We start from the raw sequence: 14687 nt of genomic DNA, 5'->3' as shown, positions 1-14687 counted from the left end.
CCTGCGGGCCCCCGCTTCCGAGGCCGGCCTTGCGGGGCCCAAAAAGCGGTTGCCCCCCCAGCAAGTCCGGACTCGATTGCGGGGCAGGCGGGCGGGCGAGCGCGGGACGGGCGCGCGGGTGGGCGCAGACGACGGATGCCCGCGCAGACGAAGCTGCGCGGGCATCCGGTCGTACTGTGAGCGACTAGCCTTCGGCGGGAGCCTCCGGGCCCTCGCTGGCGGCGTCGCGGCCCTGGGTGTCCGCCTCGTCGGCGAGCACCGGCGCGAGCGACAGCTTGCCACGGTCGTCGATCTTCGTGATCTCGACGAGGATCTTCTGGCCCACGTTGAGCACGTCTTCGACGTTCTCGACGCGCTTGCCACCGGCGAGCTTGCGCACCTCGGAGATGTGCAGCAGGCCGTCCTTGCCGGGGAGCAGCGAGATGAACGCGCCGAACGCGGCGATCTTGACGACGGTTCCGAGGAACTGCTCGCCGACCTCCGGGTTGGTCGGGTTCGCGATCGCGTTGACCTGGGCACGAGCGGCCTCGGCCGACGGACCGTCGACGGCGCCGATGTAGACGGTGCCGTCCTCCTCGATGGAGATGTCGGCGCCGGTCTCGTCCTGGATCGCGTTGATCGTCTTGCCCTTCGGGCCGATCAGCTCACCGATCTTGTCGACGGGGATCTGGACCGAGATCACGCGGGGTGCGGTCGGGGCCATCTCGTCGGGCTGGTCGATGGCGGCGTTCAGCACGCTCAGGATGGTCGTACGAGCATCCTTCGCCTGCTTCAGCGCGCCGGCGAGGACCGACGAGGGGATGCCGTCGAGCTTCGTGTCGAGCTGGATGGCCGTGACGAACTCGCTGGTGCCCGCGACCTTGAAGTCCATGTCGCCGAGCGCGTCCTCCGCACCGAGGATGTCGGTGAGGGCCGCGTAACGGGTCTCACCGTCGACGGTGTCGGAGATGAGGCCCATGGCGATGCCGGCGACCGGGGCGCGCAGCGGCACACCGGCATTGAGCAGCGACAGGGTCGAGGCGCACACGGAGCCCATCGACGTCGAGCCGTTGGAGCCGAGAGCCTCGGACACCTGACGGATCGCGTACGGGAACTCCTCGCGGCTCGGCAGAACCGGGACGAGGGCGCGCTCGGCGAGGAAGCCGTGCCCGATCTCGCGACGCTTCGGCGAGCCGACGCGGCCGGTCTCACCGGTCGAGTACGGCGGGAAGTTGTAGTGGTGCAGGTAGCGCTTCTTCGTGACCGGCGACAGCGAGTCGATCTGCTGCTCCATCTTGAGCATGTTCAGCGTGGTGACACCCAGGATCTGGGTCTCGCCGCGCTGGAAGATCGCCGAACCGTGCACGCGCGGGATGACCTGCACCTCGGCGTCGAGCGGGCGGATGTCGGTGAGGCCACGACCGTCGATGCGGATGCCCTCGCGCAGCACACGGCCGCGCATGACCACCTTGGAGACGGACTTGTACGCCGCAGAGAACTGCGTCAGCACCTCGGGCTCGAGCACTCCCGCCTCCACCTTTTCGGTGAGGGCGACCTTGACGCGCTCCTTGAGGGCGTCGTCGGCGTTCTGGCGCTCGATCTTGTCGGCGATCTGGTAGACGTTCACGAGCTCGTCGTAGGCGAGGCCGGCGACGTTGTCGTAGGTCTCCTGCGCGTACGGCAGGAAGACCGGGTACTCGGCGATGTCCTTCGCGGCCTGCTGAGCGAGCACGTTCTGTGCCGCGACCAGCTGCTTGAGGTACGGCTTGGCCGCTTCGAGGCCCTGGGCCACGACCGCCTCGTCGGGCTTCGTGGCGCCGGCCTTGATGAGGTTCCAGCTGCCTTCCGTGGCCTCCGCCTCGACCATCATGATCGCGACGTCTTCGTTGCCCTGCGCGTCGGTGATCACACGACCGGCGACGACGATGTCGAAGACGGCCTCCTCGAGCTGCGAAGCCTTCGGGAACGCGATCCACTGGTCTTCGGCAGCACCGTTGCCGGGGATGAGCGCGAGGCGCACCGCACCGATCGGGCCGCTGAACGGCAGGCCGGAGATCTGGGTCGACATCGAGGCCGCGTTGATCGCGAGAGCGTCGTAGAACTCGTCCGGAGCGATGCTCAGGACGGTGATGACGATCTGGACCTCGTTGCGGAGGCCGTCGACGAACGACGGGCGCAGGGGCCGGTCGATCAGGCGGCAGACGAGGATCGCCTCGGTGGAGGGGCGACCTTCACGACGGAAGAACGAGCCGGGGATCTTGCCGGCGGCGTACGCCCGCTCCTCGACGTCCACCGTGAGGGGGAAGAAGTCGAAGTTGTCTTTCGGGTGCTTGCTGGCGCTGGTGGCGCTCAGCAGCATGGTCTCCTCGTCGAGGTAGGCGGCGACTGCGCCCTGTGCCTGCTGTGCGAGGCGGCCGGCTTCGAACCGGACCGTGCGGGTGCCGAAGCGTCCGTTGTCGAGAACGGCTTCGGCGAATTTGATTTCGGGACCTTCCAAGAGGTCTTTCTCCTTTGTTTTACGTCGTCACCCCGTTTGGGCGGCGACTCGTACATCGGAGCAGGGGAACAGGCAGATCGACACGCGTGTCGGCGTGTACGTGCGGCATGCCCGGCGCATCTGTCTGCGCCGAGGCTTGGTGCCCGTCTGGCCATCAGTAGAAATACACGGTTGCGCTGTTCGTCGGATGCGCATCCGGATACCACCACCGAGGACCAGCTCCTGCCAGCCTGCTCCGTTTGTTGCTTCGGTATTCAATTGGGTCGGCTTTCAGCCAACCGCAGGAATCCTAGCAGGTCAGCCTGTCAATCCGGCAGAGCGAGCGTCGCGCGCGCCGCGTCGGCGAGCGCGACTCCGTATGACGGGCCGTAGGAGGCGGCGTGCACGACGAGCGGATGCAGCTGGTGCAGCGGGATGCGCGCCTGCCAGCCCGCGCGCAGGGGCGCCTTCGCGTCGTAGGCGGCGGTGAGCTCGTCGAGGTACGGGCAGCCGAAGAGTGCGAGCATCGCGAGGTCGGTCTCCCGGTGGCCGCCGTGAGCGGCCGGGTCGATCAGGATGCCGCCGCGGGCATCCCAGAGGAGGTTGCCGTTCCAGAGGTCGCCGTGGAGGCGCGACGGGCTCTCGCCGTCGTCCAGTTCGCCGGACGCGATGCGATCGACCGCCTCCCGGATGACCGGCAGCTGCGTCGACGTCACACCCCCGGCCTCGACCGCGATGCCGAGGTACGGCAGGATGCGATCCCGGGCATAGAAGCGGCCCCAGCTGGACTCGTGGGCGACCGGGAGCGGACGCCTGCCGATGAACAGCGGACCCTCCCAGCCGTGCGGCGGTGCACCGAACGCGTCCGCGCCGGCCGTGTGCGTGACCGCGAGGGCGGCGCCGAACGCGCGGGCCGCATCCGGGGTCGCGCGGGTCTCGTCGATGCGCTCCAGCTCGATGAAGCCGGGGCCGGTGTCGATCGTCTCGACGACCCGGGCGCCGCCTGCGGTCTCGGGCTCGGCCAGCCAGCGCAGGCCTGCCGCCTCTGCCTCGAAGAACCGCGGCGGAGCATCCGGGCGCTGCTTCACGATCGTGCGCGCGTGCATCCCCCGACAGTACCCGCGCGCAGACGCAGCGAGGGGTGTCTCACGCAGCCGGACCTGGACCCGGTGACTGCGTTCGACACCCCTCGCTGAGGTCCTACTCGGACTGGAAGCCGCCGATCATCGAACCGAAGTTGCCCTCCAGGGCGAACGGGTCGGTGACCATCGAGCTGCGGTCGGAGGCGGAGACCAGGGCCGCGAACTCGCCCGCGGCGCGCTCGATGCGGTCGGGAAGGGCCTTCACCGTGTCGGCACCGCTCCCCCAGTCGGCGGACGCCGCGTACACCGAGGTCGGCACGACGACGCCGTGCAGGTAGGTGAACATCGGGCGCATCGCGTACTCGAGGGCCAGCGAGTGACGCTCGGTGCCGCCGGTCGCACCGATCAGCACGGGCATCCCCTCGAGCGCGGTGGGGTCGAGCACATCGAAGAACGACTTGAACAATCCGCTGTAGCTCGTGGTGAAGACCGGGGTGACGGCGATCAGGCCGTCCGCTCCGCTGACCTTCCCGATGGCGTCGGCGAGGGTCGGGCTGGGAAAGCCGGCGAGGAGGTTGTTCGTGACGTCGTGCGCGATGTCACGCAGCTCCACTACGTCGACCTCGGTCTCGAAGCCCTGCTCGTGGAGCCGGCGCACCGTGGCCTCCGTCAGGCGGTCGGCGAGCAGGCGCGTCGACGACGGCTGGCTGAGGCCGGCCGAGACGACGGCGATCCTCCGGGTGGTCATCACTTCACCTCCGAGCTGACGGCGACGGCGTCTGCAGTGGACTCGACTACGGCCTCGGCGGCCTCGTCCAGCTCCGCCGCGTCGCGCTCGGCGACCATGGCCGCGTGCGTGGGACCGTCCGGCACGTGGGCGGGGCGCAGCGCGTCGAACTCCTTGCGGAGCACGGGCACGACCTCCTCGCCGAGGATGTCGAGCTGCTCGAGCACCGTCTTCAGCGGAAGACCGGCGTGGTCCAGGAGCCAGAGCTGACGCTGGTAGTCGCCGACGTAGTCGCGGAAGCCGAGCGTGCGGTCGATGACCTCCTGCGGGCTGCCGACGGTCAGCGGGGTCTGCGAAGTGAACTCCTCGAGCGACGGACCGTGACCGTACACCGGGGCGTTGTCGAAGTACGGCCGGAACTCGCTGACGGCGTCCTGCGAGTTCTTACGCATGAACACCTGGCCGCCGAGCCCGACGATCGCCTGATCGGCAGTGCCGTGACCGTAGTGCTCGAACCGCTGCCGGTAGAGCGCGATCATCTGCTGGGTGTGCGACGCGGGCCAGAAGATGTGGTTCGCGAAGAAGCCGTCGCCGTAGTAGGCCGCCTGCTCCGCGATCTCGGGGCTGCGGATGCTGCCGTGCCAGACGAACGGGGGCACGTCGTCGAGCGGGCGCGGCGTGGACTGGAATCCTTGCAGCGGAGTGCGGAACTTGCCCTCCCAGTCGACGAAGTCCTCACGCCACAGCTGGTGCAGCAGCGCGTACTTCTCGATCGCCAGCGGGATGCCCTGGCGGATGTCCTCGCCGAACCACGGGTAGACCGGGCCCGTGTTGCCGCGGCCGAGGGTGAGGTCCATGCGGCCACCGGAGAGGTGCTGCAGCATCGAGTACTCCTCGGCGATGCGCACGGGGTCGTTGGTCGTGATGAGCGTGGTGGCGGTCGACAGGATGATGCGCTTCGTCTTGGCGGCGAGGTAGCTGTTGATCGCGACGGGGCTCGAGGGGAAGAAGGGAGGGTTGTGATGCTCGCCCATTGCGAACACGTCCAGTCCGACCTCTTCCGCATGCTGGGCGATGGTCAGGACGTCCTGCAACCGTGTGGCGTCGGTCGGGGTCTGACCGGTGGTGGGGTCGGTCGTGATGTCACCGACGCTGAAGATACCGAACTGCATTCTGACTGCTCCATTTCCATGCGTTTGCATTGATATCCCCCTCAACGGCTGAGGCCGCCCGGCTATTCCCGAACCGTTCGCACCCTCAGGAGGGCCGCAGCAGCGACGGTCAGTGCGATCCCGATCAGCGTCCCGACCGTGTTCGCCACCAGGTCGCGCACGTCGCTGACCCGGCTCGGGATGAACAGCTGAGCGACCTCGATGAAGCAGGTCGCCCCGACTCCGATCACGAGCGCGGCCCACCACCGCCGCACGCCGAGCAGCAGTGTGAACAGCAGGCCCATCGGCACGAACAGCAGCACATTCGCGGCGAACTCGACGTCGGTGCGGCTCAGGCCGGCGGCGAGCGGGGTGCGCGCGAGCAGGTCGAGCACATCCTGGATCACTCCGCCCGTGCCGGCCTGCGTCGGCACGAGGGTGATCCACGCGACCGCGACGAGGTAGAGCGCGGTGAGGGCGCTCAGCCACGGATGACGTCGAATCATCCTCCTATCGTGGCGTACCGCAGCCGACAGGCCGCCAGAATGAGTTATGACCAACGAAACGCCGACCCGGCCCCCGGTCTTCCGCATCCGGATGAACGGGCGCGCCACGGACGAGGCGCACCGCGTCTCGAGCCCGCTGGAACTGCTGTTCGACCTCACGTTCGTCGTCGCCATCGCCCAGGTCGCGTCGCAGCTGGCCACTGCCGCCGAGCACGGACACGAGCTGCAGGTGCTCGGTCCGTACCTCATGGTGTTCTTCGCGATCTGGTGGGCGTGGATGAACTTCACCTGGTTCGCCTCCGCCTACGACACCGACGACGTGCTGTACCGGCTGACCACCCTGATCCAGATGGCGGGCGTGCTCGTCCTCGCCGCCGGCGTGCCCAGCGCGTTCGAGGGCGGCGACTTCACTGCGATCACCATCGGCTACCTGATCATGCGCGTCGGCCTGGTGAGCCAGTGGGTGCGTGCCGCTGTCGAGCATCCGGAAGGCCGTGTCACCGACCTGCGCTACGCCATCGGGATCTCGGTGGTGCAGCTCGGCTGGGTGTCGCGCCTGGCGCTCCCGGCCGAGTGGGGCTGGTGGACCTTCCTCATCCTCGCAGCGCTCGACCTCTCGGTGCCGCTGTGGGCCGAACGCACCGGGAAGACCTCCTGGCACCCGCACCACATCGCCGAACGCTACGGGCTGTTCACGATCATCGTGCTGGGCGAGTCGGTCTCCGCGTCGGCGATCGGTGTTCAACGCAGCCTCGCGGCCGGGGGCGTCTCGGCCTCGCTCGTCACGATCGCAGCCGCCGGGCTCGCGCTGCTGTTCGCGCTCTGGTGGCTGTACTTCCTCGAACCCGCCGCGGAAGGACTGACCAGCCGGCGCGGCCGCTCCTTCTACTGGGGCTACGGGCACTACTTCGTGTTCGCCTCGCTGGCGGCGCTCGGCGCCGGACTGGAGGTGGCGGTGCAGCACGGCGCCGGCCACACCGAGATGTCGGACACCGCGGCCGAATATGCGATTGCGATCCCGGTGGCGGTGTTTCTGTTCATGCTGTGGGTGCTCCACGCGCCGCTCGTGCCCGAAGTGGTGATCCGGCCGCTGAAGACCCTGCTCACCATCGCGCTGGTCCTGCTGCTGCCGCTCGCCTCTCCCGTGATCGGCGTTGCCGGTGTGGTGGTCGGCATCGCGGTGGTCGCGGGTCTGCTCGTCGCGATCACGCTCGTCGACTCCGCGGTGCGCCGGCAGACGCCGGCACCGTGAGGCGGGCTCCGGATGCTCGCGCCTGGCGCACGATCCCCCAGCAGATCAGCCCCTGGCCGGCCAAGTAGGTGAGCATGATGACGAAGTCGACCTGCCAGAGCGCGAAGCCCGGCAGGAACCGATCGAGACCGAGCACCGAGTCGGAGATCAGGAAGCTGGCGGAGCCGATGGCGATCCAGCGGTTGCAGGCCGACCCGGTGACGGCGAGGGCGCCGAGCACCAGCCCATAGAGGGCGAGCGGCAGCACGAGGGCGCCCGCGTGCGGGGCGAGGACGCCGAGCAGCGCCACCCACCACACCACGTAGACGGCCGACCACCAGCGCGGCCGGTTGCGCACGCGCATCCGGCGCGCGAAGAGCGTCAGATAGGCGACGTGTCCGAGGAGGAAGAACCCGAGACCGATCAGGAAGCCGGGGCCGGAGTCCATGAGCGCGAGGTCGCCCAGCCAGCCGAACAGGATGCCGAGCGAGCCGAGCACCGCCACCTCGCCGCGGCGCCGCGGGAGGGCCCAGAGCAGGGCGAGCAGCAGGGCCGGCATGAGCAGCGGCTTGGTGAGCGAGGTCAGGCCGGGGATGCCGAGCAGCTGCGAGAGGAGATGGATGACGCCGACGACGATGTACGGCAGGAACGGGAGTGCCACGGGTCGAGCGTAGCGGGCCGGCCGCCGGGCCGGCCGCCGGACATGACGAACGGGCCGCCACCCGGAGGTGACGGCCCGTCGCAAGAAGCTAGCGTTGGCAGCGAAGAGCTGCCGCTGTGGCTCCCGAAGGTTCGACAGCGCCTTAGCGGCGCAGGCCGAGACGCTCGATGAGCGAGCGGTAACGGTTGATGTCGATGTCCGACAGGTAGCCGAGCAGGCGGCGGCGCTGACCGACCAGGAGGAGCAGGCCACGACGCGAGTGGTGGTCGTGCTTGTGCTCCTTGAGGTGCTCGGTGAGGTCCTTGATCCGCTTGGTCAGGATTGCGACCTGAACCTCGGGGGATCCGGTGTCACCGGGGTGGGTCGCGTACTCTTCGATGATCGCCTTCTTGACATCTGCTTCAAGTGCCATACAGGGGATCCCCTCTCTCTTCGTTGCGCGGTGCCCGGGGCCGAATGCCTGGGCTCTCTTTATCCGCGGCCGTCAGACGGCAACCTCCACAGTCTACCAGAGGGATGCTCAGCACTCCGCCGTGCGCCGGCGGTGCTCCGCCGGCGCTCCGGTCGCCCTCACGCCTCTTCCGGCTCCGGCTCCAGCAGGGCGAACCCGCCGCCGAACGGGTCGGCCACACTGACCCACCTGCCGACGCCGGGCGCCGAGCCGCGCTCGCCGATCAGGATTCCGCCGAGCTCCGTGAGCCGCACGACCGCGGCGTCGAGGTCGGCGACATTGAAGTACACGAGCCAGTGCGGCTGGGTCGCGGTCGCCGGCTCGAACGCGCCGGCCACGCTGGTCTCCCCCACATCGAACAGTGAGTACACCCCGTCGCCCATCTCCATCTGGCTGGTGCCGACGCCGAGCACGTTCTCGTAGAAGTCGAACGACGCCTCGCAGCCGGCCTCGACGAGCTCGAGCCAGTCGACGGCGCCGGGCTCCTCACGCAGCCAGGGCGAGTCCTTCTCCTTCTGCCAGAGACCGAGGACGGCGCCGGCGGGGTCGGCCACGATCGAGAGCTGCACCCCGGGGGCGAGCTCACCCGGCGGCAGGAGCACCGAGCCGCCCGCTGCCGTGGCGGCGGCGGCGGCCTTCGAGACGTCGTCGACGGTGAAGTACGTGGTCCACACCGAGCGGCTGCCCTCAGGGAAGGACGCGGGCAACGGCCCGATGGCGGTCACCGGCACCCCGCGCAAGGTGGCGACCGAGTAGCCGCCGGTCTCGGCGGTGGCGGGAGGCACATCCCAGTCGAAGAGCCGGCGATAGAAGGCGGCGGCACCCGGTTGGTCGCTGCTCTGCAGATCGACCCAGATCGGAGTGCCCTGCGGGAAAGAGTGGATGATCGGCATGGCCCACACGATACGCCTGGGGTCGCGCGCGCCGCGAGAGTGCAGCCGGGTCGCTTCGCCGCCGGCCGACGCGGCAGTCGGGCTGCGTCAGTCGGGACGCGGCAGTCGGGCCGCGTCAGCCGGGCTGCGCATGCGCGGACCGTGCGATCGCGCGCGCCAGCAACCGCAGGCCGTCGGGCACGTCGTCGGGCGCGATCGACCCGAAGCCGAGCAGGAGGCCCTCCGCGGCCGGCCGCGCGACGGTGAACAGCCCAAGGGACTGGACAGCGACCCCCGAAGCGGCTGCATCGTCGACGACGCGGTCGGCGTCGAAGGCCCCGCTCCCCTCGACCGGCACGACGCAGACGTGCAGGCCGGCCACCGACGGCACCACGTGCATCCGGTCGCCGAGCAGTGCGCCGACCTGCTCCACGATCCGTCGTTGCCGCGCGCCGTACGCCTTGGTGGCCTGCCGTACGTGGCGCGCGAAGCCGCCGCTGTCGACGAACCGCGCCATCGCCGCCTGCGTCAGGTAGTCGTTGTGCCAGTCGGTGAGCCGCTTGGCGCTGCGAAGGGCCGGCATCAGCGAGGGCGGTGCGACCAGGAAGCCGAGTCGCAGCGCGGGCAGCATCGTCTTCGAGAAGGTGCCGACGTAGACGACGCGGCCCTCGCGATCGAGGCTCTGCAGAGGGTCGAGCGGGCGATCGGCGAACCGGTATTCGCTGTCGTAGTCGTCTTCGAGGATCACCGCGTCATTGGCGGAGGCCCAGGCCAGCAGTGCGGTGCGGCGATCCAGCGAGAGCACGGCCCCGGTCGGGAACTGGTGGGACGGCGTCACGTAGACCAGACGCGCGTCCCGCGGAAGCAGGTCCACCCGGATGCCCTGCTCGTCCACCGGCACCGGCACCACCCTCGCTCCCAGTGTCTCGAACAGCTGTCGCACCGGCGGGTAGCCGGGGTCTTCGACCGCCACCACGTCCCCCGGTTCGATGAGCACCCGGCCGACGAGGTCGAACGCCTGTTGCGCGCCGCTCGCGATGAGGATGTCGTCGGCCGTCGCATCCACCGAGCGCGCCACCCCGAGGTGCCGGGCGAGCGCCTCACGCAATCGTTTCAGCCCGGACGGGTCGGCGTAGTGCGCCGAACGCAGGATGCCACCACGCAGCTCCCCCGCGACGAGCCGCCGCCACTGCTCGATCGGAAACAGGGCGGGATCGGGCATGCCCACGCTGAAGTCATAGGCGATCGGGCGCGGCTCGGTCCAGAGGGGGTCCCGGATGCTCCGCCACACCGCCGCAGGGCGCGCCGCGGTCCGAGCATCCCGAGCCTCTGAACGGCGGGGTCCTGCGGGCGACGCCGCGACGTAGGTGCCCGCGCCGACCCGCGCCGCGAGGTACCCTTCGGCGGTCAGACGCTCGTAGGCCACGGTCACCGTCGTGCGGGAGACGGCGAGCTGGGCAGCCAGGTCGCGTGTGGCGGGAAGCCGTTCGCCGCGCCGCAGTCGGCCGTCGCGGATGGCGTCGCGCAACTGGCGGTAGATGCGGTCGGCGCGGTCGCCGCGCCCCTCGATGCGCACGTGGACGTCCATGCACCGCCTCCCGATTGGTCTGATCAGCGTCTCGTGTATTGGATCTTATGCCAGACCAATGACGCTTCTAGGGTCGGGGATATGACAGAACGAATCGACATCTCTTCTCTGGTACCCGAGGGCTACCGCAAGGTCGTCAACCTCGACGGCTACGTCGGTCAGCACCTCGAGCAGCCGCTCGGCGACATCGTGCGCCTGCGCGCTTCCCAGCTCAACGGATGCACCTTCTGCGTCGACATGCACTCGGTCGACCTGCAGACGGCCGGCGTCCCCGTGCGCAAGATCTTCTCCGTCACAACGTGGCGGGAGTCGGAATGGTTCACCGAACGGGAGCGGGTGGCCCTCGAGCTCACCGAGGAGATCACGCTCATCCAGGGCGGCGTCTCGGACGAGCTGTTCGCCCGCGCCCGTGCGGAGTTCGGCGACGAGGGGCTCTCGAACCTGATCCTGGCGATCGGCGCGATCAACATCTGGAACCGGATCGCGATCCCGACCCTGATGGCGCCCCCCGCGCTCTGACCGCCCGACCGACACTATGAGAGGTGCGAAAAGGCCCCCATTCCGAGGGATGGGGGCCTGTCGCACCTCTCGCGAGGCGATGAACACGGGTCAGCTGACGCCGAGCAGGTCGATCACGAAGATCAGGGTCTTGCCGGAGAGCGGGTGCCCGCCACCGGCCGGACCGTACGCGAGCACCGGCGGAACGGTGAGCTTGCGACGGCCGCCGACCTTCATGCCGGGGATGCCGTCCTGCCAGCCCTTGATGAGGTTGTTCAGCGGGAAGTTGATGGACTGCCCGCGGCTCCACGAGGAGTCGAACTCCTCGCCCGTCTCGTACTCGACGCCGAGGTAGTGCACGTCGACCTTGGACCCGGGCGTGGCCTCGGCTCCGGTGCCCTCGACGATGTCGACGATCTCGAGCGTCTCGGGGGCCGGACCCTCAGGCGCGTCGACTTCGGGCTTCTGGTTGGTGTTTTCTGCCATGCGTCCATCCAACTCGGTTCCGTGCGTCCGCGTCAAAGGCGTTCGCTGACCGCGTGACGCGTCATCCGGCCGATCATGTCCGAAATCCGCTCTTGCGCTCCTCCGGGATGCGGGGCACTCTGGACGTAGATCATCTTTCAGAAGATCAACTCGTCGCCCGGGAGAGTCGCAGGCATCGCCGCACCACCGGGCGATGAGTCTGTCCGGGGGCGGTGCGCGCCGAGTCCTCGCCCGCCGCCTGCATCGTCCCGCCGGGCATCCGCTCGCCTGTGACATCCTGTGGTCATGAGCAGTTTCGCCTCCACCAGCCTCGTGAGCGGAGACGTGCGCACCCACAACCTGTCGCTGCTGATGCGGCGGCTCGTGGAGGCCGGCCCGAGCGCGCGCAGCGAACTGGCGGCGGCCACCGGGCTGGCCCGTGGATCGGTGACGGCCCTCGTGAGCGCCCTCGCGGACTCCGGCCTGGTGCGCGAGACCGATGTGGTGCCCGGAGAAGGCGCCGGCCGGCCCAAGACCCTGCTCACCATCGCGGCGGACACCGTCGCCCTGCTCGCGATGCAGCTCGACGCCGACCAGGCGACCTGTCTCGCACACGATCTGTCCGGCGCCGAACTCCTCCGTGTCTCCGCCCACCACGGGCGTCCGATGGGCGATCCCGAGGCGGTGCTCGACGTCGCCGCCCGCGTGCTGGGCGACGCGCTCACGAGACTCGACGCCGACGGCCGGGACGTGGCGGGCATCACCGTCGTGATGCTCGCCCCGGTCGGCGGCGATCCGCGGATCGTCCTCGCCGACACCGACCTCGGCTGGGGGCCCGTCGACGTGCTCGCCGGCCTGCGGCGACGCGAGCCGCGCCTGCCCCGGAACACCACGCTCACCGACGACGGGCTCGCGGCCCTCGCCGAGGCGAGCCTGCTCCCCGGCGTCACCGACATGCTCTACCTCAAGAGCAACAGCGGCATCGGCGGCGCGATCATCACCGGCGGCGCACTGTTGCAAGGCAGTCATTCGCTCGGCGCCGCCCTCGGACATCTCGCGGTCGACTACGACGGGGCGCAGTGCGACTGCGGCCAGCGAGGGTGCCTCGTCACGGTGGCGGGCCCGGATGCAGTGCTCGCGCGAGCCGGGCTCGCCGCCGTCCTCGAGCGCGACGGCCTCACTCACGCGCTGGAGCTGCTCGTCGATCGCGTGCATTCGGGCGATCCGGAGGCGACCGAGGCGTTCACCGTCGCCGCGGACTGGGTGGCGCGGGCGATCGCGATCCTCCGCATGACGCTCGACCCGCAGATCGTCGTGCTCGGCGGGTACTGGGCCGAGCTCAGCGACCTCATCGGCGCGCCGGCTGCCGTGCGGATGCGGCTCGCGGAACCGGGCAGTGCGGTCTCCGCTCCCCCGGTGGTGGCCGGCACCCTCGGCGCCGACGCTGCCTTGCTGGGCGCGCTCTGGCAGCTGCGCGACGAGCTGCTGGCCGACCCGCTGGCTCTCGTCGCGCCGCGCGCGTAGCCTGCCGGCGCGCGTGCCGAGATCGCTGAGCCTCGCTAATTTATTCGGGGGTTGAATTATTGAAGGCGAGACCGCATACTCAATACCTAGCGGTGCACGGTTTTCGCCGCCCGGCTCCCGAAAGGGCCGCAACCAACTCAATGAAGAGGAGTGTTGTGTCTACGCATTCACCCGAGTTCGACGCCGTCGAACCTCTCCCGGCCACGGCCGCAGCAGCATCCACCCCGGTCGACTCCCCCGTCGACACCACCGTCAGCTCCCCCGTCGCCACCCGCCGGCTGCTCCCCTCCCTCGGCGTCACCTCGCTCGTGCTGTTCGCCACCTACGCCGGACTCATCGCGGTCCTCCTGCCGCTGCAGGTCACCGCCATCGACCCGGCGCAGAAGGTGGCCAACCTGGCGATCGTGACCACCACATCCTTCGTCTTCACTCTGTTCGCGCAGCCGATCGTCGGCGCGTTCAGCGATCGCACCCGCAGCCGCATGGGCAGGCGGGCCCCGTGGATGATCATCGGCGCCGCGGTCGGGGCGATCTTCCTCGCCGGCCTCGGAAGCCTGACCTCGATCCTGTGGATCACCATCTTCTGGGTCGTGATCCAGGTCTCCCTCAACGCCCTGCAGGGGCCGCTCTCCGCGATCACGCCGGACCGGTTCCCGCGCAGCCGGCGAGGGATCGCCTCCGCCATGATCGGCATCGGCACGATGGCCGGCGGAACGATCGGTGTGATCGTGGCGGGGCAGTTCGCCGCGAACATCGGCATCGGCTACACGGTCTTCGGCGTGGCCGTCCTCGTCTTCACCCTGGCCTTCGTGCTGCTGAACCGCGACTACTCCAGCAAAGACGCCGTGCACCCGCCGTTCAGCTGGAAGCAGTTCTTCGCCGGCTTCTGGATCAGTCCGCGCACCAATCCCGACTTCGCCTGGGCGTTCGCGGCCCGGTTCCTGTTCATCCTCGGCTACTTCGTCACCTTCGGATACCAGCTGTTCATCCTCACCGACTACATCAAGCTGAGCATCCCGGCGGCCACGAGCGCGATCGCGCTGCTCAGCCTCGCATCGCTGGTCACGACGCTCGTGTCCGTGTCCCTGGCCGGCTGGCTGAGCGACAAGCTCGGTCGCCGCAAGGTCTTCATCTACGTCGCCAGCGTGCTCATGGTCATCGGTCTCGCGGTCCCGCTGGCAATGCCCACGCTGACCGGGATGCTCGTAATGAGCGCCGTCAACGGCTTCGGCTTCGGCCTCTACATGGCCTGCGACACCGCCCTGATGACCGAGGTGCTCCCCGGCGGCGGCACGGCAGCCGCCAAAGACCTCGGCATCCTGAACGTCGCCACGAACATCCCGCAGGCCCTGAGCCCGTCGATCGCGGCCGTCTTGATCGGCGTGCTCGGCGGCTACCAGGCCCTCTTCATCTTCGGAATGATCGCCGTGGCGCTCGCGGCCCTCGTCCTCATCCCCATCAAGAGCGTGCGTTAGG

14 protein-coding genes are annotated in these 14687 nt (G+C 69.3%); 4 read left to right on the top strand and 10 right to left on the bottom strand.

Going from position 1 to position 14687, the window contains the following annotated elements; translation table 11 throughout:
- Window positions 1-184: 184 nt before the first annotated feature.
- The 5 genes from ACFVV5_RS18160 to ACFVV5_RS18140 all read right to left on the bottom strand — a co-directional run bounded on the left by ACFVV5_RS18160 (window position 185) and on the right by ACFVV5_RS18140 (window position 5921).
- Window positions 185-2476 (bottom strand): polyribonucleotide nucleotidyltransferase, encoded by a 2292-nt coding sequence (locus ACFVV5_RS18160; RefSeq protein WP_387246917.1) that lies wholly within the window; start codon window positions 2474-2476, stop codon window positions 185-187.
- A 305-nt stretch (window positions 2477-2781) separates the two neighbouring features.
- The gene (locus ACFVV5_RS18155) at window positions 2782-3561 is read right to left on the bottom strand and encodes a fructosamine kinase family protein (RefSeq protein ID WP_387246915.1); all 780 of its coding nucleotides are present in this window, start codon (window positions 3559-3561) and stop codon (window positions 2782-2784) included.
- A 94-nt stretch (window positions 3562-3655) separates the two neighbouring features.
- Window positions 3656-4285, bottom strand: coding sequence for an FMN reductase (locus ACFVV5_RS18150; protein ID WP_387246914.1), 630 nt, complete (start codon window positions 4283-4285; stop codon window positions 3656-3658).
- Window positions 4285-5436 (bottom strand): LLM class flavin-dependent oxidoreductase, encoded by a 1152-nt coding sequence (locus ACFVV5_RS18145; protein ID WP_387246912.1) that lies wholly within the window; start codon window positions 5434-5436, stop codon window positions 4285-4287. The genes ACFVV5_RS18150 and ACFVV5_RS18145 overlap by 1 nt, the downstream gene beginning before the upstream one ends.
- 62 nt (window positions 5437-5498) lie before the next feature.
- Window positions 5499-5921: a VanZ family protein gene (locus ACFVV5_RS18140; protein WP_387246910.1), complete on the bottom strand. Its 423-nt coding sequence runs from the start codon at window positions 5919-5921 to the stop codon at window positions 5499-5501.
- Between the two features lie 46 nt (window positions 5922-5967).
- On the opposite strand from ACFVV5_RS18140, the gene ACFVV5_RS18135 reads away from it, so the two are divergent.
- Window positions 5968-7173: a low temperature requirement protein A gene (locus tag ACFVV5_RS18135; protein WP_387246908.1), complete on the top strand. Its 1206-nt coding sequence runs from the start codon at window positions 5968-5970 to the stop codon at window positions 7171-7173.
- On the opposite strand, the gene ACFVV5_RS18130 is transcribed toward ACFVV5_RS18135, so the two are convergent.
- The 4 genes from ACFVV5_RS18130 to ACFVV5_RS18115 form a co-directional block, all read right to left on the bottom strand.
- Entirely contained in the window at window positions 7127-7813 is a 687-nt protein-coding gene (locus ACFVV5_RS18130) for a lysoplasmalogenase (protein ID WP_387246906.1), read from the bottom strand. The genes ACFVV5_RS18135 and ACFVV5_RS18130 overlap by 47 nt on opposite strands.
- A gap of 142 nt (window positions 7814-7955) precedes the next feature.
- Complete coding sequence (gene rpsO / locus ACFVV5_RS18125; RefSeq protein ID WP_387246903.1) at window positions 7956-8225, bottom strand: 30S ribosomal protein S15; 270 nt, start codon at window positions 8223-8225, stop codon at window positions 7956-7958.
- 158 nt (window positions 8226-8383) lie between these two features.
- Window positions 8384-9157 (bottom strand): VOC family protein, encoded by a 774-nt coding sequence (locus ACFVV5_RS18120; protein ID WP_387246901.1) that lies wholly within the window; start codon window positions 9155-9157, stop codon window positions 8384-8386.
- Window positions 9158-9272: 115 nt separating this feature from the next.
- Window positions 9273-10724 carry a PLP-dependent aminotransferase family protein gene (locus ACFVV5_RS18115; RefSeq protein WP_387246898.1) on the bottom strand — a complete coding sequence of 484 codons (1452 nt, stop codon included), beginning with the start codon at window positions 10722-10724 and terminating at the stop codon, window positions 9273-9275.
- 81 nt (window positions 10725-10805) lie between these two features.
- Between ACFVV5_RS18115 and ACFVV5_RS18110 the strand changes: the two genes are divergently transcribed.
- Window positions 10806-11243: a carboxymuconolactone decarboxylase family protein gene (locus ACFVV5_RS18110; protein ID WP_387246895.1), complete on the top strand. Its 438-nt coding sequence runs from the start codon at window positions 10806-10808 to the stop codon at window positions 11241-11243.
- A gap of 90 nt (window positions 11244-11333) precedes the next feature.
- Here the strand turns inward: ACFVV5_RS18110 and ACFVV5_RS18105 are convergent, their stop codons facing one another.
- Window positions 11334-11708, bottom strand: a complete 375-nt coding sequence (locus ACFVV5_RS18105; RefSeq protein ID WP_387246893.1) for an FKBP-type peptidyl-prolyl cis-trans isomerase — start codon at window positions 11706-11708, stop codon at window positions 11334-11336.
- Window positions 11709-11993: 285 nt separating this feature from the next.
- On the opposite strand from ACFVV5_RS18105, the gene ACFVV5_RS18100 reads away from it, so the two are divergent.
- Complete coding sequence (locus tag ACFVV5_RS18100; protein ID WP_387246891.1) at window positions 11994-13211, top strand: ROK family protein; 1218 nt, start codon at window positions 11994-11996, stop codon at window positions 13209-13211.
- A 155-nt stretch (window positions 13212-13366) separates the two neighbouring features.
- The gene (locus ACFVV5_RS18095; RefSeq protein ID WP_387246888.1) at window positions 13367-14686 is read left to right on the top strand and encodes an MFS transporter; all 1320 of its coding nucleotides are present in this window, start codon (window positions 13367-13369) and stop codon (window positions 14684-14686) included.
- Window position 14687 lies beyond the last annotated feature (1 nt).

The sequence above is a fragment of the Leifsonia sp. NPDC058248 genome (genome assembly GCF_042881905.1).
Lineage (GTDB): Bacteria > Actinomycetota > Actinomycetes > Actinomycetales > Microbacteriaceae > Leifsonia.
The sequence above is the reverse complement of the archived record's forward strand: the minus strand, read 5'-3'. Positions and strand labels throughout refer to the sequence as shown.

Bases quoted from the DNA above. Each gene is read 5' to 3' on its own strand.
- ACFVV5_RS18155 (WP_387246915.1), bottom strand. From the start codon at position 3,561: ATGCACGCGCGCACGATCGTGAAGCAGCGCCCGGATGCTCCGCCGCGG.
- ACFVV5_RS18150 (WP_387246914.1), bottom strand. From the start codon at position 4,285: ATGACCACCCGGAGGATCGCCGTCGTCTCGGCCGGCCTCAGCCAGCCG.
- ACFVV5_RS18145 (WP_387246912.1), bottom strand. From the start codon at position 5,436: ATGCAGTTCGGTATCTTCAGCGTCGGTGACATCACGACCGACCCCACC.
- ACFVV5_RS18140 (WP_387246910.1), bottom strand. From the start codon at position 5,921: ATGATTCGACGTCATCCGTGGCTGAGCGCCCTCACCGCGCTCTACCTC.
- ACFVV5_RS18135 (WP_387246908.1), top strand. From the start codon at position 5,968: ATGACCAACGAAACGCCGACCCGGCCCCCGGTCTTCCGCATCCGGATG.
- rpsO (WP_387246903.1), bottom strand. From the start codon at position 8,225: ATGGCACTTGAAGCAGATGTCAAGAAGGCGATCATCGAAGAGTACGCG.
- ACFVV5_RS18120 (WP_387246901.1), bottom strand. From the start codon at position 9,157: ATGCCGATCATCCACTCTTTCCCGCAGGGCACTCCGATCTGGGTCGAT.
- ACFVV5_RS18115 (WP_387246898.1), bottom strand. From the start codon at position 10,724: ATGGACGTCCACGTGCGCATCGAGGGGCGCGGCGACCGCGCCGACCGC.
- ACFVV5_RS18110 (WP_387246895.1), top strand. From the start codon at position 10,806: ATGACAGAACGAATCGACATCTCTTCTCTGGTACCCGAGGGCTACCGC.
- ACFVV5_RS18105 (WP_387246893.1), bottom strand. From the start codon at position 11,708: ATGGCAGAAAACACCAACCAGAAGCCCGAAGTCGACGCGCCTGAGGGT.
- ACFVV5_RS18100 (WP_387246891.1), top strand. From the start codon at position 11,994: ATGAGCAGTTTCGCCTCCACCAGCCTCGTGAGCGGAGACGTGCGCACC.